At 43.4% G+C, this 18,179-nt stretch carries 23 protein-coding genes and 2 pseudogenes; 17 read left to right on the top strand and 8 right to left on the bottom strand.

Translation table 11 applies throughout. The features are described 5' to 3' along the window. The first annotated feature begins 47 nt into the window (after positions 1 to 47). The 6 genes from ACN6MW_RS09260 (at position 48) to ACN6MW_RS09235 (ending at position 4,974) form a co-directional block, all read left to right on the top strand. Positions 48 to 722: an amino acid ABC transporter permease gene (locus tag ACN6MW_RS09260; protein ID WP_223285605.1), complete on the top strand. Its 675-nt coding sequence runs from the start codon at positions 48 to 50 to the stop codon at positions 720 to 722. 25 nt (positions 723 to 747) lie between these two features. Then, positions 748 to 1,524, top strand: coding sequence for an amino acid ABC transporter ATP-binding protein (locus ACN6MW_RS09255; RefSeq protein WP_419876309.1), 777 nt, complete (start codon positions 748 to 750; stop codon positions 1,522 to 1,524). A 21-nt stretch (positions 1,525 to 1,545) separates the two neighbouring features. Continuing rightward, positions 1,546 to 2,346: a transporter substrate-binding domain-containing protein gene (locus tag ACN6MW_RS09250; protein ID WP_419875213.1), complete on the top strand. Its 801-nt coding sequence runs from the start codon at positions 1,546 to 1,548 to the stop codon at positions 2,344 to 2,346. Between the two features lie 499 nt (positions 2,347 to 2,845). Then, on the top strand, positions 2,846 to 3,187 hold the full coding sequence (locus ACN6MW_RS09245; RefSeq protein WP_419875212.1) for a YobA family protein: 342 nt from the start codon (positions 2,846 to 2,848) through the stop codon (positions 3,185 to 3,187). 328 nt (positions 3,188 to 3,515) lie between these two features. Continuing rightward, positions 3,516 to 4,472, top strand: coding sequence for a sigma-70 family RNA polymerase sigma factor (locus ACN6MW_RS09240; protein ID WP_419875211.1), 957 nt, complete (start codon positions 3,516 to 3,518; stop codon positions 4,470 to 4,472). A gap of 76 nt (positions 4,473 to 4,548) precedes the next feature. Further along, entirely contained in the window at positions 4,549 to 4,974 is a 426-nt protein-coding gene (locus ACN6MW_RS09235) for an SRPBCC family protein (RefSeq protein ID WP_419875210.1), read from the top strand. Between the two features lie 79 nt (positions 4,975 to 5,053). Here the strand turns inward: ACN6MW_RS09235 and ACN6MW_RS09230 are convergent, their stop codons facing one another. Further along, positions 5,054 to 5,470: a VOC family protein gene (locus tag ACN6MW_RS09230; RefSeq protein WP_419875209.1), complete on the bottom strand. Its 417-nt coding sequence runs from the start codon at positions 5,468 to 5,470 to the stop codon at positions 5,054 to 5,056. A 288-nt stretch (positions 5,471 to 5,758) separates the two neighbouring features. Between ACN6MW_RS09230 and ACN6MW_RS09225 the strand changes: the two genes are divergently transcribed. Further along, positions 5,759 to 6,172: an ankyrin repeat domain-containing protein gene (locus tag ACN6MW_RS09225; RefSeq protein WP_419875208.1), complete on the top strand. Its 414-nt coding sequence runs from the start codon at positions 5,759 to 5,761 to the stop codon at positions 6,170 to 6,172. A 158-nt stretch (positions 6,173 to 6,330) separates the two neighbouring features. Here the strand turns inward: ACN6MW_RS09225 and ACN6MW_RS09220 are convergent, their stop codons facing one another. Continuing rightward, complete coding sequence (locus ACN6MW_RS09220; RefSeq protein WP_419875207.1) at positions 6,331 to 7,449, bottom strand: NADH-dependent flavin oxidoreductase; 1,119 nt, start codon at positions 7,447 to 7,449, stop codon at positions 6,331 to 6,333. A gap of 180 nt (positions 7,450 to 7,629) precedes the next feature. Here ACN6MW_RS09220 and ACN6MW_RS09215 point away from each other — a divergent pair, with 180 nt between their 5' ends. Both ACN6MW_RS09215 and ACN6MW_RS09210 read left to right on the top strand, forming a co-directional pair. Then, on the top strand, positions 7,630 to 8,052 hold the full coding sequence (locus tag ACN6MW_RS09215) for a MerR family transcriptional regulator (RefSeq protein WP_419875206.1): 423 nt from the start codon (positions 7,630 to 7,632) through the stop codon (positions 8,050 to 8,052). A gap of 172 nt (positions 8,053 to 8,224) precedes the next feature. Further along, positions 8,225 to 8,506: a hypothetical protein gene (locus ACN6MW_RS09210; protein ID WP_419875205.1), complete on the top strand. Its 282-nt coding sequence runs from the start codon at positions 8,225 to 8,227 to the stop codon at positions 8,504 to 8,506. A 208-nt stretch (positions 8,507 to 8,714) separates the two neighbouring features. On the opposite strand, the pseudogene ACN6MW_RS09205 reads toward ACN6MW_RS09210, so the two are convergent. Both ACN6MW_RS09205 and ACN6MW_RS09200 read right to left on the bottom strand, forming a co-directional pair. After that, positions 8,715 to 8,906, bottom strand: a pseudogene (locus ACN6MW_RS09205) (exosporium leader peptide); the annotation flags it as partial. Then, the gene (locus tag ACN6MW_RS09200) at positions 8,840 to 9,001 is read right to left on the bottom strand and encodes a hypothetical protein (protein ID WP_419876519.1); all 162 of its coding nucleotides are present in this window, start codon (positions 8,999 to 9,001) and stop codon (positions 8,840 to 8,842) included. The pseudogene ACN6MW_RS09205 and the gene ACN6MW_RS09200, both read right to left, overlap by 67 nt. A 449-nt stretch (positions 9,002 to 9,450) precedes the next feature. Here ACN6MW_RS09200 and ACN6MW_RS09195 point away from each other — a divergent pair, with 449 nt between their 5' ends. Continuing rightward, positions 9,451 to 10,314, top strand: a complete 864-nt coding sequence (locus ACN6MW_RS09195) for an aminoglycoside 6-adenylyltransferase (protein WP_419875204.1) — start codon at positions 9,451 to 9,453, stop codon at positions 10,312 to 10,314. A gap of 85 nt (positions 10,315 to 10,399) precedes the next feature. On the opposite strand, the gene ACN6MW_RS09190 is transcribed toward ACN6MW_RS09195, so the two are convergent. Both ACN6MW_RS09190 and ACN6MW_RS09185 read right to left on the bottom strand, forming a co-directional pair. Further along, the gene (locus ACN6MW_RS09190; RefSeq protein ID WP_419875203.1) at positions 10,400 to 10,726 is read right to left on the bottom strand and encodes a YnfA family protein; all 327 of its coding nucleotides are present in this window, start codon (positions 10,724 to 10,726) and stop codon (positions 10,400 to 10,402) included. 18 nt (positions 10,727 to 10,744) lie between these two features. After that, positions 10,745 to 11,140: a MerR family transcriptional regulator gene (locus ACN6MW_RS09185; protein WP_419875202.1), complete on the bottom strand. Its 396-nt coding sequence runs from the start codon at positions 11,138 to 11,140 to the stop codon at positions 10,745 to 10,747. An 80-nt stretch (positions 11,141 to 11,220) separates the two neighbouring features. On the opposite strand from ACN6MW_RS09185, the gene ACN6MW_RS09180 reads away from it, so the two are divergent. From ACN6MW_RS09180 to ACN6MW_RS09160, 5 genes are all read left to right on the top strand, one after another. Continuing rightward, positions 11,221 to 11,472 (top strand): hypothetical protein, encoded by a 252-nt coding sequence (locus ACN6MW_RS09180; protein WP_419875201.1) that lies wholly within the window; start codon positions 11,221 to 11,223, stop codon positions 11,470 to 11,472. A 4-nt stretch (positions 11,473 to 11,476) separates the two neighbouring features. Then, positions 11,477 to 11,833, top strand: coding sequence for a hypothetical protein (locus ACN6MW_RS09175; RefSeq protein WP_419875200.1), 357 nt, complete (start codon positions 11,477 to 11,479; stop codon positions 11,831 to 11,833). A gap of 351 nt (positions 11,834 to 12,184) precedes the next feature. Further along, positions 12,185 to 12,838, top strand: a complete 654-nt coding sequence (locus tag ACN6MW_RS09170; protein ID WP_419875199.1) for a hypothetical protein — start codon at positions 12,185 to 12,187, stop codon at positions 12,836 to 12,838. A 329-nt stretch (positions 12,839 to 13,167) separates the two neighbouring features. Beyond that, positions 13,168 to 13,497 carry a hypothetical protein gene (locus ACN6MW_RS09165; RefSeq protein WP_419875198.1) on the top strand — a complete coding sequence of 110 codons (330 nt, stop codon included), beginning with the start codon at positions 13,168 to 13,170 and terminating at the stop codon, positions 13,495 to 13,497. Positions 13,498 to 13,755: 258 nt separating this feature from the next. After that, positions 13,756 to 13,914 (top strand): hypothetical protein, encoded by a 159-nt coding sequence (locus ACN6MW_RS09160; RefSeq protein ID WP_419875197.1) that lies wholly within the window; start codon positions 13,756 to 13,758, stop codon positions 13,912 to 13,914. Between the two features lie 128 nt (positions 13,915 to 14,042). On the opposite strand, the gene ACN6MW_RS09155 is transcribed toward ACN6MW_RS09160, so the two are convergent. After that, on the bottom strand, positions 14,043 to 14,447 hold the full coding sequence (locus ACN6MW_RS09155) for a CBS domain-containing protein (protein ID WP_419875196.1): 405 nt from the start codon (positions 14,445 to 14,447) through the stop codon (positions 14,043 to 14,045). Between the two features lie 630 nt (positions 14,448 to 15,077). Between ACN6MW_RS09155 and ACN6MW_RS09150 the strand changes: the two genes are divergently transcribed. Then, positions 15,078 to 16,655 (top strand): diguanylate cyclase domain-containing protein, encoded by a 1,578-nt coding sequence (locus tag ACN6MW_RS09150; RefSeq protein WP_419875195.1) that lies wholly within the window; start codon positions 15,078 to 15,080, stop codon positions 16,653 to 16,655. 117 nt (positions 16,656 to 16,772) lie between these two features. Beyond that, positions 16,773 to 17,543 carry an arylamine N-acetyltransferase family protein gene (locus ACN6MW_RS09145; protein WP_419875194.1) on the top strand — a complete coding sequence of 257 codons (771 nt, stop codon included), beginning with the start codon at positions 16,773 to 16,775 and terminating at the stop codon, positions 17,541 to 17,543. A 220-nt stretch (positions 17,544 to 17,763) separates the two neighbouring features. Here ACN6MW_RS09145 and ACN6MW_RS09140 read toward each other — a convergent pair. Further along, positions 17,764 to 18,007 (bottom strand): annotated as a pseudogene (locus ACN6MW_RS09140) (IS110 family transposase); the annotation flags it as partial. Positions 18,008 to 18,179 lie beyond the last annotated feature (172 nt).

Genomic DNA, 18,179 nt, shown 5'->3' with positions numbered 1-18,179 from the left:
ATATGAATTATATCAAATGCCTATTGCGGCATCAAGGATGGATTGTCATGACGGAAGACCGGCTTCAGCGGGTGATGGAGATTATTTCAGACTCGCTCGTCCCGTTGCTAAGAGGGACGCTCAATTATACGATCCCTCTGTCTTTAATTTCCTTTTTCCTTGGGCTGATCCTAGCTCTATTAGTCGCGCTGGCCAGCCTATCGCCTAATCGTTTTTTAAGCAAGCTTGCAAGATCCTATGTATGGATCATCAGGTGTACGCCGATTCTCGTTCAGCTTTTCATTATTTTCTACGGGCTTCCCCACTATGGCATCCTGCTATCGCCTTTCGTGAGCGTATTGATCAGCTTAACGCTATCCGAAGGGGCCTATACGTCGGAGATCATCCGTGCCTCCATCCTGTCCCTCCCTGAGGGACAATGGAGAGCCGGCTATGCACTCGGAATGTCGAGGAGACAGGTGCTCGTGAAAGTGATCCTGCCGCAAGCGCTCCGGGTCTGCATCCCGCCGTTCGGCAACCAGTTTATTACGCTGGTGAAGACGACCTCGCTCGCCGCGCTCGTCACGCTTCCGGACTTGTTCGGCGCGGCGAAACTGATCGCGGCGTCGACCTTCGAGCCGATGCTTCTCTATCTACTGGCCGGTGTCTATTATCTCGTCATCTGCTCGTTATTAACGGTCGGGCAGAGCCGGTTAGAGAGGAGGTGGGAGTATGCGAAATGATCCGACGGGGAGAGGCGAGCCGAATGTGCTTTCGATTAGTGGGTTGTATAAACGTTTCGGTCCAGTGGAGGTGCTTCGGAATGTCGGGCTCGACATCCGCAAAGGAACGACCACGATCATCATCGGTCCATCTGGCTCCGGGAAATCGACGCTATTGAATTGTATCAATCTGCTGGAACTTCCAAACGAAGGCACGATCACGCTTAATGGGATGTCTATGACCTTCAGCGCCGATAAGAAGCCCGGCCCGCGCGCGGTGCAAAGCTTCCGCCAGCAAACCGGCATGGTTTTCCAGGGCAATCACTTGTTCCCGCATCTGACGGCACTAGAGAATGTGATGCTCGGACCTGTCGTGGTAAAAAGGCAGAATAAGCCTGATGCGAAGTGGCACGCAGCGGCTCTCTTGGACAAGGTTGGGCTAGGCGAACTTGCGGAACGTTATCCGCATCAGCTGTCCGGCGGCCAGCAGCAGCGGGTCGGCATTGCCAGAGCGATGTCGATGGAGCCGACGATACTGTTGTTCGATGAACCGACCTCGGCGCTTGACCCTGAGCTTGTGCTGGAAGTGCTGGAGGTGATGAAGGCATTGACCCGGGACGGGATGACGCTCGTCATCGTCACGCATGAACTGGATTTCGCGAGCCGCGTGGCCGATCAGGTGATCTTCATGGACGAAGGCCGGATCGTGGAGAGCGGGACGCCAGGCGAGGTGATTGTGCGGCCGCGTCACGAGCGGATTCAAGCTTTCGTCAGACGGCTGTCTCCTCACGCTCGAATGGATCATACAGAATCATCATTATAATAATGGAGGTTTCAGTTTAATATGAGAAGGCTTGGATTAGGTATCATAAGTTTAATCGCTTTGAGCTTGACCGCATGCGGGAATGGCAGTTCGGCCAACGAAGGGACGGATTCGCTCGCAAAGCTGAAGAGCGAAGGCGAGATCATCGTCGCGACGACGGGAACGTATCCGCCATATTCCTTCCACGACAGCAGCGGGCTAACCGGCTTCGATATCGACATATCCGATGAGATCGCCAAGCGGCTGGGCATTAAGGCAAAATACGCCGAGGTCGAATTCGCCGGCATGTTTTCGGGTATCGATGGTGGGCGCTTCGACACGATTCCGCAGCTATCTGTTACGGAGGAGCGCAAGCAAAAATATGACTTCAGCGATCCGTATCAATTCTCCAATCTGACTCTCATCGTCCTGGAAGAGAACGAGGACATCCGCAGCTTCGAGGACCTGGCTGGCAAAAAAACGAACGGAATTGCGGAGTCCGTCCAAGGGGCATTGGCGCTCAAATACGGGGCCACGCTGGTGCCGGAGAACGGCGATTCCGTGGAGCTCTTAACTTCCAAGCGGGTAGATGCGCTGATCTATAATAATTTGTATTTTCTGGATCTGCGCAAGAATAGGCACGATCTTAAAATCAAAGTAGTCGATCAATCCGAAGAGATTGAAACGGCGGCGTTCCTGTTCACCAAAGGGCAGGAGGCAACTGTGCAGGCCTATAACGAAGCGCTCAGGGCAATGCATGAAGACGGGACTTATACGCGGATCTCCAAGAAATGGTTCGGCAAGGATATTTCGGAAGGAATTGAGATTTCCGTTCTTAAATAATGTTGCTACTGTAAAGTAGTGCAGAGCACTAAAAATCGAATAGTATTCAATAACAAGCTGTTTTCATAGACGGCTTGTTTTGCTTTGCTTCGTGAATATTCGCCGGGACCAATAATCGACAACAATCAGGGTGATTGTTAAAAACCATATAATATAAACGGAATAGTAAGTATTTGGGTGGCGATAACCTGAAAAGATCAGTGGATCGCGAGCGATCCTGATAATCAAGAGAGGCTGGACCGGATCTAGAACGATAACGGCAAAGGCACTTCGGTCAGCCGGCTGAAGCAGAAGCTGCTTACTTACCCACGTTGCATCGATCGCGATCGTGTATGCATACGGGTAACGATAGCTGAATCATGGTGCAATGGCAGGACGATAGTTGAACACCAAGAGGCTGCCGTGTGGTAGCCCTTCGTTACGGTAACGGGCAAGTTAGTTTAACCGTTTGTAGCAAAAACGGAACCAAATTCGTTTATTTCATGGAGGCGAATTGAAAATGAGGTATTTAAAGATATTGCTGATAGTAGTAATGACAATTGCTTTATGGGGATGTGAAGAGAAACTAGTTTCCGAACCCTCTGGTCAAGGATATGTATTTGAAGTTAGTGAAGACAGAGTATTGATTTTGGATAATGTTAAAAAAAGTGATTTTGGTAAATGTTGGAACGATATTTTTGAAGATTATACAGGTAACGCTATTTGGTTAAAAACATCCTCTTCGAAATATAAAATTGGACAAAAAGTACGTTATTGGGTCGAAGGCGGGGTTGATGAATCTTTTCCTGCACAGGCTAGCGCTAAAGAAATAGAGATAATTAAAGAACAAGGGCAGTATTGACTTTAGATTTTTTTGTATAATGGTACTGAACTAACGGGAAACGATAGTTGAACAAATATGGAGCAGTTTGCTACGGCAGCTGCTCCTTTCTTCGTTAAACTAACGGGCAGGATAGCTCCAGTATTCAGGACCTGGCGTGAGGTATTGCGAATTATTTCTAAAGTATAGACAAGGGTTAATTTATCGGTTATTGAATTATTAGTACGATCGTGCTAAATATTTATCCATGAGTACTAAAATCCTGCCTATTTATTCGGTTGAGGCTGTCCGCTTCATTGCATATAATGAAGGTACCACCCTTCGGGGAGATCGTTTAAGGGAGGCCGCGATGAACGAAACCGCATTTGACGAACCATTATTTGCAAGCTTGAAGCCGGGCTTAACCTCGTTCTGTTACCGAATGCTAGGCTCCATGGACGATGCGGACGATGCCGTTCAGGAGACGAGTATTCGGGTCTGGCAGAGCTGGAGCACGTTCAGACAGGATTCCTCGTTCAAAACTTGGGTCTATCGGATTGCCTCCAACCTGTGCTTGGACAAGCTGAGACAATCCAAACGCCGCGCGCTTCCCGTTGACCTGTTCGACCCGGCCGTCGCCATCGTCGAGCCGCGCGACACGCTGCCGGATTCTGCCTGGATCTGGCCGTCTCCCGACTTTGGGGGCAATCCCGAGGATCGGCTCGTCCGCAGAGATACCCTTCAACTGTGCTTCATCGCTCTCCTGCAGAACTTGCCTCCGCGGCAGCGCGCGGTACTCATTTTGAAGGATGTATTTGAATGGTCCTCCAAGCAGATCGCGGAAACGTTGGCGATGTCGCCGGCAGCGGTGAACAGCGCCTTGCAAAGAGCCCGAGAGACGATGAACCGGGCGCAGCTTCGCTCGGATGAGCTCAGCAGCATGGACGTTCAACCGGAGCAGCTGCTGCTGTCCCGGTATGTGGAGGCCTTCGAGCAATTCGATATTGCTGCGCTCGTCGCGTTGTTCCATGAGGAAGGCTGCATGTCGATGCCGCCCTTCGAGATGTGGATCCGCGGCAAGGAAGATTTGTCCGCCTTCTATTCGCTTACTCGCTGGCATTGCGAAGGTTCGCGATTTGTGCCCATTACGGTGAATGGCGGTTATCCGGCGTTGGCCCAGTATATGCCGGGCAAAGAGGGCTCTGGGCTGGTACCCTGGGGCATCCACGTCATCGAAACCAAAGAAAATCAAATCCTGCACGTTCAAAACTTCATTCATACGCCATTGTTTTCGCGATTTGGGCTGCCTGAGCGAATTGACCAATGAATTTCGTCATTGGCTTACGTCTATATCATTGAGAATAACCAAACGACGAATATCATGAGAGAGGTGTTTATTTAAAATGGAAACGAGTCAACCGACGAAAGTAACCGTGCAAGCCGTCATTCAAGCCCCTGTCGAGAAGGTATGGCGCTATTGGACCGAGCCGGATCACATCACGAAGTGGAATCAAGCGTCCGAGGACTGGCATGCGCCGAGAGCCGAAAACGATCTGCGGGTCGGCGGCAAGTTTCTGACACGGATGGAAGCGAAGGATGGCAGCTTTGGCTTTGATTTTGGCGGCGTCTACGATGTCGTGAATCGACATGAGGCGATCGGCTACACCATGGAAGACGGAAGAAGAGTGGATATTGCTTTCGTCGATCAAGGGAATGAGACGAAGGTCATTGAAACGTTCGACGCGGAAAGCTCCAATCCCGTCGAGTTCCAGCAAGCAGGCTGGCAAGCGATCATGGATAATTTCAAAGTCTATACCGAACAAAACTAATCATCGCGAAGAAGACGCCGGGGAAGATGCCCGGCGTCTTTCTTTTTGAACCCTAGTACGAGCGTGCTCTCCGTTAGCCTTAACCTTGTGTCGCATCCATGTTCATGTAGTTAATGGCCCACAGATGGCCGTCCAAGTCCACGAAGCCCCAATGATACATGGACCCATGATCTTCAGGTTCAGCGTGCAATTTCCCGCCCAAGGAGACCGCGGTATTCACGATTTCATCGACCTTTTCCCGGCTCTCGAAGGCCAATGCGATCGTCATCTGCGCATACTTGCTCGTATCGACGGATTCCTTCTCCGTGAGCGTATTAAAGAATGCTTGATTGATCAGCATGACCTGCAGGTTGTCGCCGATCACGATGGCTACCGAATTCTCGTTCTCGGGGAATTGCGGGTTAAGCTCGAATCCGAGTCCGGTGAAGAACGCTATCGATTGTTCTACGTTTATTACAGGCAGGTTGAAGCTCGTGAATGCGGACGTTAATGCCATTTTCAAAACACCTCTTCGTCAAATTAGTTTGTGTTCATTTATCCTTCGTTTATATAGACGATAGCCGATCCGGGAATTCATCGGTCTCATGGATTCGGAAGCGTAAATTTTGAAAAATCAACCCGGTTAATTACACAGCTTGCCGGCGAGATCCTGCAGGCTGTTCAGCTAACGGAAGACGATAGTTCAAAAACATGAGGGCGGACAGCGGGCGGCCCTTCGTTAAGCTAACGGGCAGATTACGTCAATGGTTATTCATGGTAAAATACCTTATAAGGAGGGATAATCTTGGATGATAATATCTGTAGAGCAGTTGCGAAAGGTGATATTGAGTGCGTAAAATCCCTTTTTTCGAGAGGTAATAGTGCAAATTATGAGGATATAAATAGTGGCCATTCTTTACTAAATATAGCTGTAGAAAATGAACAATTAGAGGTAGTAAAGTTCTTGCTTCAGAACGGGGCGGATATAAATTTTAAGAGTTTTAAAGAATGGACACCATTACATGTAGCCGTGGATATATCCATAGACGGCACAATTCAAACGGGTGGAAGTCCTGGAGAGGAACCAACAGAATTAATAAAGTATTTGTTGGATAATGGTGCGGATAAAAACGCCTTGGAATGTAACGGTAAAACCCCAATAGATATTGCAAAAGATTATAACTCACAAAAAATAATAAATTTCTTAGAGAGCTATTAGCGCATTAACCCCAAGTGATTGAACTATCGAGGAACTATAGCTTCATCACCAGGACGAGGCTGCCGGCATAAATCGGCAGCCTCGTTGAGCTAACTGGCAGGATATTTCAATAAATAAAATAAAGTAGCCCCACTGTGGGGCTACTTTATTTTATTTAATTAACTGATATTAAACCAACCATTTGCCATCTGAATTACATTCCAAAGTTTACCTGGAATTTGAAGTTGGTCGAGTTTTGAAACCTTTAATTCGGTTTCAACTTCAGCTTCACGTCCATTTGCCACTTTTTCAACCCAGTCGGGGTTGATAATTAATGCATGTCCAATGACGAAAAGTGGTAATCCTAAATCCATAACTTTGACAGCATCATCAGGGGTTAATATGGAACCAGCCGCGAATACAGGAACTTTACCGTTTGCTCTTTCAAGAATCAATTCAAGCCTTGTTTTTTCATCTTGACTATCTACTGCCTTGGAAGCCACATGATCTAACGAAGCATGAATGTAATCGAGATTTTGTTCGACAAGGAAATCGATTAATTCATAGGTGTCACTCATTCGTAATCCGTTCGCTTTGGAGGATTCTTCAGGCGAGAAACGATAACCTAGCAGGAATGGTTTTGTAGCATGTTTTTCAATGACCGTTTTGATTTCTTCAATGATCGCCAATGGAAAACGGAGTCGATTTTCAAGTGTTCCGCCCCATTGATCTGTTCGCTGGTTGGTTGCTGGAGACCAGAAGTTTTGGATTAAAAATCCATGAGCGCCATGAATTTCAACGCCATCAAATCCAGCTTCGATTGCTCTTCTCGTCGTATCGCCAAAAGCACGTATTGTAGACAGAATTTCCTCATGGGAAAGCTCTCTTGTTTCTGCACTTGGACCAAAAGGAGTAGGCTCAGGTTGATAAACGCTCGCACTTACTTTATCTAGTCCGGGCAAGGATTTATCACCGGCATGGAAAATCTGCAGGATAGCAGGAGCGCCACCACTTTTAGCCGCGTCGGCTAGTTTTCGTAAGCTTGGAATAAAATCATCGCTGTATCCAGCAAATTCATTCGTAAAACCTTGTCCATTTGGTAAAACTTGCGTGCAACCTGTAATGACAAGTCCTACGCCATTTACTCTTTGTTTGTAATAGCTTACTTCTTCATCTGAAATTGTAAGGTCATCATTACTTGACCATGTTGTCATAGGTGACATAACGACTCTATTCTTGATGGTTACTCCGCTTTTAAAGGTGAAGGAGTCAAAAAACTTACTGTATTTTTGATTCATTATCATTTACCTCTCAATTCATTTTTATTTTGTTACTGCCGCGAGTTCTAACTAAGTGTATTTGGTTGACGTAAGGGGAAGTCAAATGCTAATTTTTATACGCTTATATTGAGCCTTTACAGCATTTTTATGATATCCTTAAGTTACAGTAACTGTAGTTATGAGAGGTAGTGATTTTAAATGTTTTACTCCATGAAACATGTGGTTGAGAACTACAATATAACGGCAAAGACGCTTCGATATTATGAAGAGCAAGGGGTATTGGAAAATATATCGCGCGATGAGAATGGTCGAAGAGTTTATTCCGAGCAAGATATCGATTGGATTTCATTTATTCGCTGTCTCAGAGAAACGGGAATGTCGCTTGCTAAGATAAAAGAATATAAGGATCTTTTTGGATTAGGCAATTCGACATTCGCGCAAAGACAAGAAATGCTGGTACAGCATAAATTGGAAGTTCAGAAGAAAGTTGAAGAGGATTTGAGGTATTTGGAGGAGATCAATTATAAAATAGCTATGTATGAACTTCAGAAAGATCAGGTTAAGAACAATCCAAAACATATCTTCAAATGCCATGGTCTGGAAAACAAAGATATGAAATGATTTGTTTAAGCTAACGAGGAACGTTAGTTCAATGAAGGACTCTATACAAACGAAGAAGGCAGCTCCTTTTTACATCTTCACAAAATAAGAAATTTTGTACAGATGTACTGCTGGGTTTTACTACATTAGTATTCATTCTGATGATTACTCAAAAAAAGTAAAGTCAAAGGTCTTGGAGCAATTCTTAATTCGTAATTTGGAATTCGAAAAGGTTAGTCACCTGACATTTTGCAAAAAAATTAATGGAGAACATATCAAAATAAGAGGGATACCTGCTGATAAAGATGGAAACTACGGGATAGATACACTCGATGGGATTGAAGAAGTTAATTTAATTGAAATTGACTTGCCCAAATACATTGATGATATTCTGGAGCAAATCATAGCAGATATCGCAACCGCGATTGCAGTAGAGTTTGCATGGATAATTGACGAAGACCATGGATTAAGCTAACAGGAGACTATAGTGTGATCCAGGAGAGGAATGAAGTAGCCTGAAGGACATAGAGGAATTATTACGACTGATTGCATGCTTACCTAACTGCAGTTACCGTTAAAAATGGATCACATTCAGAACCATCAGCAGTCGCATCACTACCCGCTTTGTTGATTTATACGATTTGGGTGGCGATCGGTAGAAGTTCTAAACGTTTAGCTGGAGTAGCATCAACAACAGAAGCCATTGCTGCAGTAACCGTCAAAAATGGATCACATTCAGAACCGTCAGCAGTCGAATCATTACCCGCTTTGTTAACATATACGATTTGGGTAGCAATCGGCAAGGGTTCTACGCAACCGGGGCCCTGTGGTCCTTGTATTCCCTGTATTCCTTGTATTCCTTGTATTCCTTGTATTCCTTGTGGTCCAGCAGGTCCACGAAGACCTCTGAATCCTCTTCTCCCTTGAAATCCCCGGGGTCCAGCGGGTCCTTGAGGCCCGTCAGGTCCACGTTTCCTCTTGCACCTTTTTTTTTCTAACGACATATCTAGAAAATATCGTGCCTTGAGTTTGACTATTATTATACTTTTCTTTTTAGGATTAATCTCAAACACCTCATCTAATTTTGTTCTAAATATTAATATATTTGGTGGCAAACAATGTTACTGTTTCCTTCATCATAATATATAAGTTTGAATCAAAATGACTGAGCTATTTCATTAGGAACAAGAGTATATCTATCTGCCAATATCCACATTTTAGTAATTAATTTTTGGAGATGTCTTAATTAAAATCAACGAGTACACCTTAACAAAAGCAGGACGAGGCTGCCTGCATAAAACGGTAGCCTCGTTGAACTAACGGGCAGCTTAACTCAATAATCGTTTGGGAAAATTTGTTGGATGGTACATAACTTAATATGCTAACATGGGCATGTAACCATACTCTGGGGGGAGAACAATGAGTAGTGATCTATATGAGATTCTTGAAGAGCGTATATCTAACTGGGGACTTAATAATGAGGAGATAATCACGATCTACATAGTTGGATCAAGAGCGAGACTGGACAAGCCGTTTGACGAATATTCCGATTTAGATCTAGTCATCTTTTCAACTAATCCAGATTACTATCTTCAAAATGACGAATGGTTACTACAAATCGGTACGGTCTGGACAAACTTTATGTTTCGAACCGTTGATGGGGATTCTGAGAAACTCGTTCTCTTTGATCAAGGTATGCAAGTTGACTTTTTATTTCGTCATATTTCGGATTTGGAACGTTCAATTAATCTAGACCAGATTCCACAAGGCTTTCAGCGTGGTGTCAAGATTCTAGTTGATAAGACGGGAGTGGGACACAAGCTAGTACCTCAAACCATAATTGCCCCTGGGAATAATCCCATTTCACAAGAGGCTTTTTTGCAGGTTGTTAGCATGTTTTGTTTTGCCAGTCTGTACGTGGCAAAGCAAATTTTGCGTAATGAATTTTGGGTAGTCAACCAAAGAGATAAAGACTGTAAACAGTTACTGTTGCAAATGATAGAATGGCATGCAAAAGCCTCACATGGAGCGACATTTGATACATGGCATGCAGGAAGGTTTATCAAAGAATGGGCTGATAAAGATGTAATAGACGATTTGAAACTCTCCTTTGGGGGATACGATCAGAAGAGCAGTTGGAAAGCATTAACCTTATCGTTTGAGTTATTCTGTCGATTATCTTCTGAAGTCGCAAACACGTATAATTATACTTTTCCAGCCAACTTATTTTCCAATATCAGAACTTGGGTTGAGGAACACCAAGTGGGTGTGAGATTAAGCTAACGGAGAACGATAGTTCAATAAAAACACAGAAGCTGCCGATCGGAATGGTCGGCTGCTTCATTACGCTAACGGGCAGAATAACGTATTAACTTCTAGGAGCCCAAAGCATAATGGAGACTCCTACAACACAAACAGCGGCTCCGATCCAATCGTACATATCGGGTGTTTTTTTATCGACTAGCCATCCCCACAGCACAGCAAGAATAACGAATACTCCGCCGTATGCTGCATAGACTCGTCCAAATGATGGGAAGCTCTGTAGCGTTGGAATGATCCCGTACAGGATGAGGAATACGCCTCCTACAATTCCATACCATAGTGGCTTGGATTCGCGTAGCCATAACCAAACGAGATAACCTCCACCAATTTCGGCAAGTCCTGCAACGATGAATATTAAGATAGTTAACAACAAAAAAGATTTCTCCTTTCACTATGAACAAGAACCGGTGGTTTTTATTTTATCAAAGCACTCGGTCCAGGTAAGGCATTTACAGTTCAATCCATCATCTAAAATTTGGATCATGGAGTTAATTTGTTTCTTTTTCTCTTCAAGCTGCACACGTTTTTCTCGCGCCATTTCCTCCCATCGCTCTGATGGCGGGAGTGTTTCGAAACCTTCGAGCAGCACGCCGATTTCTGGAATCGTAAAGCCGGTTTGCTGCGCAATTTTTATGAATGTGATTCGCTCAATTAGATTTTCGGCATAGCGGCGCTGACCGTTTATTCGTTCCGGCGGCGGCAATAATCCAATAGATTCATAATAACGAAGCGTAGACGCGTTTATATCGGCTTTGGCTGCTAACTTTCCGATGCTGAGACTTGGCAAAGGAATTCACCTCCCCATTGACTTAAAGTTAACTTTAAGTTTTATAATAAAAGTATAGTCGGAATGAGGTGGTGGAGTAAATGAAAAAAAAGGAATGGCTAGCTGGGCTTGGTGTTCTTGGAGCATGCGCGCTATGTTGTGCAACACCTTTGCTTGGCGGCGCGGCAGTTCTTGGCATATCTTCTTTCTTTTTAAATCCAGTGGTAATTGTGATATTGGCTCTTGTACTCCTTACTGTTGCAGTCGTCGTTTATCAACGCCGAAAAGCAAATGGAACATCGTGTATGAAACCAGGCTGCAGCTGCACTTCTTGTGCAAGTGGAAGGAGCTAAGCGTATGAAAAAAGAAATACCTGTTGCTTGCTGCCATACCGTGTTCACGAAAGAAGAACGTATAGATTACAAGGACGCTTGGCGCGAATTAGAAAAAAGAAGGCTTGGGGTTGCGGAGATCGAGTCAGGGTTTGAGTATCAATTTCCTGCTGATTCGGATACGCTGCGTCTGTTGTATGATTGGATTAGCTTGGAGCGAAAATGCTGTCCGTTTTTAACGTTCACGGTTAGTGCAAGTCACGAAAACGAACCGATTTTGTTGCAGTTAACGGGAAATGCCGAAGCAAAAGCTTTCTTACGTGACGAGCTCAACGATAAAATTCAGATGATCACAGCGTTAGGCGAGAATAATGAAGTTTAGACTTATCTCTAAAAATAAATAAAAAGCATTAAGCTAACGGGAAACGATAGTTCAATAAACACACGGAAGCAGCCGACCACAATGATCGGCTGCTTCATTACGTTAACGGGCAGATTAGCTTAATAAGTAAAAAACATTGGGTGTTAAATTAATGGGTTCCGTTTTGAGGTGCAAAATTTAAATCGACATGAAAAAAGGCGTTCAAATTGACAGCGACAATTTGATCAACACGATAAAAATGGCGACTGAATTTGATTCCATTTTTTAAAATTAAATACATAATAATGGTGAAGTTCGTAAATAAGACGATATAGGAAATCCACTTAAAAACTTTTGTTATGGAGGTGTCTCATGGAGGATGAAATAAAGCAAATTAAGAATGATCAATCGAATATAATATTCTATTTCATGCTTTCGATCACAATAATTGGATCAATGATAATCTTGTTTCTGAATATCTATCGCTTGACTTTAGTTGATATCCTCACTCCCTTTTTTGCCCCATTTATTGAGATACTGGGTTATATTGTTTTCTTTATTTGCTCACTGATTGTTTTTGTGTATTTTGTCGTAAGTAAATCCTTCAATAGGGCAAGAAACGGAATACCTTTTTTGTTGAATCTAATTATTTTTATTTTGGTGTTAATTGTTCCGTTTACCTCAATAGTTTTAGATTTCGATTTTCGTTTCAATAAGGAAGAAAGAGAAGATGTAGTTCGAATGGTATTGGATGGCTCATTGAAACCGAATGTATCTAATAATGAATTATTGATTCGTTTGCCAGAGGAATATAAGAAACTTTCCAAAGGCGGTGGTGAGTTCTGGGTTGAAGGATACGGACAGAGTGCTGAAATTCTTTTTTTTACCTATCGTGGAGTAGTAGGTAATATGGCTGGATTTATTTATACCGCTAATGATAGCGTCCCTGATGAAATGCTTTTTGGCGGAGACTTTATGGAAGTGGAAAAACTGGATAAGAATTGGTATTCGGTTAGAGCTACGTAGAAGTGGACTTCATATATGTTCACGCATCAGATCGTTATCACCGATCCTCGGTCAGCAGAGGCATTTCGAGTTAGCGGATTCAGGTGGACACACCTGCGAGAGTAGTTCGTCGGATGGCAGTAAATCATTACGCAAACGGGGTACATTAGTTCAAAACAACACGACAACAGCTTGCATGTAATCGGCTTAAGAGCAGTTTGCGTTAATTAAGGTATAGTACTAAATAAGATGATTTTACCTTTAAAATAAGCAATTGGACATGGAAAAATATTATAATTATCCAAACTATGTGCTATATAGCTGGGGTAGCAACCAGCGGTGATAATTTAATGAATCGACGGATTCGGAAAAAACAACATTCAAGGTATTTAGCAGATTTAGTTTACGAAATTAGCCTTGAACCAGATTGGAGGGCAATGCTGCTTGAGGCTCCCCTCCGAAAGAAGTTTCACATTAATCGTTTTTCGAATAATGGTTTGAGCGCTTTTTTAGTAAGAGAAATTCAAAAAAAAGACTTAAGATACTTTGTCTCTGTTGTGCCTCATTCAGAAACAACCGGATGGGATGACTGGGAGCCAACACTGGTCTATTTTAAGTTTGAAGTACAATGGTTTCCTGAGGTGGCTTCATTTTCAGCAAACACACCGAGTTCCAAGTAAAGCAATCAACCAACGGGAGACTTTAGGAGAACACTATATGAAAAAGTCAGTAACAATTTTCTTGTTGGCTCTTACATCCGCAGGAATATTTTCCGAGCGTTTTGTCGCAGCTTTGGCATCTAATGTTTTCATAACGATTAACGTATTGTTGTTTTATTTTTTAAGTTAACGGAACACGCTCCCGTAGATTCGGGATCCGTAGTTAGTTGGACGGGAGCGAACTTAACGGGGGTAAGCGTATACGATCTCCAAAACAACGTGTACCAAACGTCTTATGACGTTCAAGTATCGGGCACCTTCAAATCGTTCACGGTAAGCAATTCCGTCGCGCAGCCGAACAAATTTCAAGGCATCTCCGTACAAGAGAAACCGGTGTACGAAGAATCCGATCTCGGATTGCCGGAAATATACGAATAACGATACCAAAATGCCCTCATCTTGAAATAAGATGAGGGTTTTGCTTATATGGCTTTGTTTGCTGGCGCAAATACGAGTAAGATCAGCGGACTGCAACCTTAATGATCTGCAAGATCAGATCTTTCCAATTAATCAGCAATATTCCGGGTATAGTATTCGATTATATCTTTGCGGCGAATAATACCGAGGAAGACGCGACCGGCGTCTACGACCGGAACGAAGTTCTGATCGGCCGCCAGTGCCAGCATATCGTCCAAATCGGCGTTGATTTCGACGCATTCGACTTTCATCCGTTTTTTGATGGAAACGACAGGAATTTCGTGCATCGTATCGAAGCCGAGGCCGGGAGTGGCTTTGAGCTTCCATAACAAATCTCCTTCGGATAGCGTTCCGAAATATAATCCATTGTCGTCCAAGATCGGAATGGCCGTATAATGGCTGGCCTCCAATTTGTCCATGGCTTCTTTCATATTAGAGGATGTCACGAGGTAAGAGACTTCGTTTTTGGGGTATAGAAACGATTGGATGTCCATTGAATAACGCTCCTTTGGTATGCGAATTATGTTCGTGCAAAGCACGGGGTACGATAGCACAATAAGCACGAAGAGACGGCAGCCGGATACATGGCTGCCGTTTTCTACATACTGGCAGATTCATCGAACTTTTTTTTTCTATCTCATACCTAGCTTGATTGTGAATTAAGGGTTAATTTATTAGTTATTTATCTCACGGGCAAACTTATTGACAAATAAGAGTATACGACTTATTTAAGCCAAAGAATAGTTTTTGAAACCACTAGCTTATTGTGCTAACGGGTAACTACAGTTGAACAAATAAGGATCAGTTTGTTACAGTATACTCCTTTTATTTTTTTAGCTAACGCGCGGGTTAACGCAATTACTTGTCACACGAAAGAAGGTAATGGTCTTTTCTTGATGAATATTTTTATATACGAAATTCGTGTACAAAATATTATTATAAGGGGAAAGCCAAGAATAGAAACAAAATGACTTTTATTACGCTAACTGAAAAGAAAGGAGTGGTCGGTTTGGGGATTTTAACCCGTATGTATCCTGTAAAAACCAGCTCTGCTTGGAGTAGATTTTAGGATGATGTTACCTAGAAATTAATTCAACTAGAGGATCACCATAAGGTACATTTAAATGAACGAACTTTTCATGGACTTCTTAACGATTTTGCTTCCTACTTACTTCTTTTTTTACATGGCAATTACGTTAATCAATCGAAACAAGAAGAGTATGCTAAATCGAATTGCCGCGCTTCTCATGCTGGCTTTTCTTTTTTATTTTCTAGGGGAATACATTAAAACATCTTTGCTGCCCCAGTATCAAATGCAGATTGTTCTTTATGGAAATAGCCCCATGCTTCTGCTGGTCATTTGTTTCCTAGTTCATCTATGTATACTCATTGGAAGCCCTGCGACATCTTCTTTGAAGCGATGGTTGCCTTTCATTTACGCAGCTCCCTTTGCATTGTGGATTGTTTTTTTAATTACCGAGGATCATCTGGTATTATACAATGCCGCTGTGACGGATGGCCGCAGTCCTCTTGATCCGCTGTTTCTGCATCTTACGGTTCTCTTTGTAGCCGGGTATATTCTGCTTTCGGTCTCTATCCTCGTATTTTCCTGGTATCGTACTCAGGAAGCAAAACAAAGAAAGATTTTGCGCTCCCTTCTTTTCAGTTTATTTACGCTGTTTGCCTGGTTTGTCTTTGTCACAGCCTTTTTGCAATTGGAGTTTATAACGTCACGGAATGCTATGATCCTTTATTTTATAGGATATTTGCTTTGGGCTATTGCACTTCGTCATTTAGTTGGCAAACATGACATTATGCCGGATTACCGCAAGCTGTTCCATATTCTATTCCAATCCGCTCCTACAGCCATTTTGCTTTTGGACCAGAAGGGCGTAATTAGAGAAATGAATCCCCGAGCGAAACAATGGTGTGAGGGAATTCCAATACATGATATTCTGAGTCATTTTCAATTTGAAGATAGGCTAAATATAGGCGATATGTTGGCTTTGTTTCTTCAGAATAAGGAGAAAGAAGCCCAGTGGGTGGCTCGAATGTATAATCCGAATAAAGGCGATTTGGATTTGATTATGGGGATTGATTTGATCGAGGAGGCTGACGAGGAGCTGTTTGTCATGCATCTTACTGATGTTACCTCCTTAAAGGATACAGAACGCAAGTTATTGGAATCTGAGCGAAGCTACAAATATTTGGCACACCATGATTCACTAACGGATTTATATAATCGCGTGGCCATTCAGGAGCGGGTGCAGCAGAAAATAGCGGGGCGTGAAATGTTTGCCCTTACATTAGTGGACCTAGATAATTTTAAGCTGATTAATGATACTTACGGGCATTTAATTGGAGATCTCTATCTGCAGCATATTGCACGTATTATGAAAGAACATGCACGGACTGGTGATTTTATAGGGCGAATCGGGGGAGATGAGTTCGTTTTGATCATTTCTTGTATAGACGAAAGCAGTGATTTAAATCATGTGGTCAATAGTCGGTTGTCCCTCTTATCCAAGAGCCCATTTTTGCATGAGGGGATTGAAATTCCGGTTATGTTTAGTGCAGGAGTCAGCTTATACCCCAGAGATGCATCGGACGTTACTACGTTACTGAAGAATGCGGATGAGGCAATGTATAGCGTGAAACGTACAGGGAAAAATGGGATTTCTGTTTTTACGACTAATTATTAAAATCGTTGATTATAAATCGAAAGATATTGAAGATTTTTATGGATGAGTTGTAATGGTAAGATTTATCTTACGGCTATTTTCATAGAAAGTAACTCTCTTAAGGACGGTGTCTCAAGAATGATTAGTAAAAACAATCAAATTCAGAGCTATCTAGATCGTATCGGTTTTAAAGGTTCGCTCGATGGAAGCGCAAAGACGCTGGCCGACCTGCAAGAACGACATCTATACACGGTTCCATATGAGAATTTGGATATACTGGAACGTAGAGCTTTATCACTTGATCCGCAGGATCTGTATGAGAAAATTGTTATGCGCCGGCGGGGTGGGTACTGTTTCGAGTTAAATGCCTTATTCGGCTGGCTGCTGAGGGAACTTGGTTATACGGTTACTGACTTGGTCGCCCGATTTTGGCGCGATGAGCCGGATCTCCCGCCAAAAAGGCGCCATCACGTCTTGAAGGTAGAAGCAGGAGGCGTCGACTACCTGTGCGATGTTGGTGTGGGTGGGATCGTACCCTGCAGACCAATTTCGTTCAACGAAGGTCTTGAACAGCAGCAAGGGAAGGAGTGCTACCGCCTCGAAAAAGATCCTTATTACGGCTGGGCGCTTTGTGAACAGAAAAATGGGGGATGGAATCGCATTTACTCCTTCACAGAGGAACCGCAACTGCCGAAAGACTACCTATTTGCGAGTTTCTGGTGTGAAAATGCCCCGGATTCCATTTTCAATAAATACCCGATCGTTGCGATACGAACTCCGGAGGGACGGTGTACAATCTCTGACCGCGAGTTCCGCATTTTCACCTCTGCAGATGTAAAGGCCTTCATCCCGAAGACTGATGAAGCGTATAAATCAGCTTTGTTATCGTATTTTGGCATAGAGCTGTAAAAGCCCGCTCATTGAGCTATGGGTAACTTTATCACTATAGTTTAAGGTGCCGAACAGTAAATAAGTGCCAAGTGGAATATTATATTCAGAAAAGGAGAGGTTAGATTTGCTGCGCCTTCTACCAACACCATACAGTTTGATTATTTCGATTTTTCTGAATATAGTAAAGTAAAGAGTTCCAATCTATGGTATGGTTCTTTGTGGTGAATGTCATTTCAGCAATGTACAGATACTGGTGCTCATCCAGAAACTGAACAACAGGGCTATGATAATGGCCTGTTGCCTCCATTACAATGCAAGGGCTAATCCCTGCAGCTGATTCTACTGCTCTAACATAATTAAGAAAAGACGATAATCCCTCTAGATCATGAGTAAATCTATAGATCTTCCCATGAGGTACTCCACGGTCTAAAAAAGCTTGTGCATGGCTCTCTCCCTTGGACCAAACCAATGACTGGATTCATGACATCACTCCTGTAGTATTTTCACCGGCAACCCCTAACCTTCTTGTCTTCCACACTATCGCATGTGATACGGGATCAACGTCTGAGCCAGCCTAACCATGGTTGAACAAGTAGGGGGATGAACAGAATAGCTCTCGGGATCCAAGTCCCACGGGCAGTAATGTTCGATCCC

This window comes from Pristimantibacillus sp. PTI5, assembly GCF_048572955.1.
GTDB lineage: Bacteria > Bacillota > Bacilli > Paenibacillales > Paenibacillaceae > Pristimantibacillus.
This window is presented reverse-complemented; position numbering and strand designations above follow the sequence as displayed.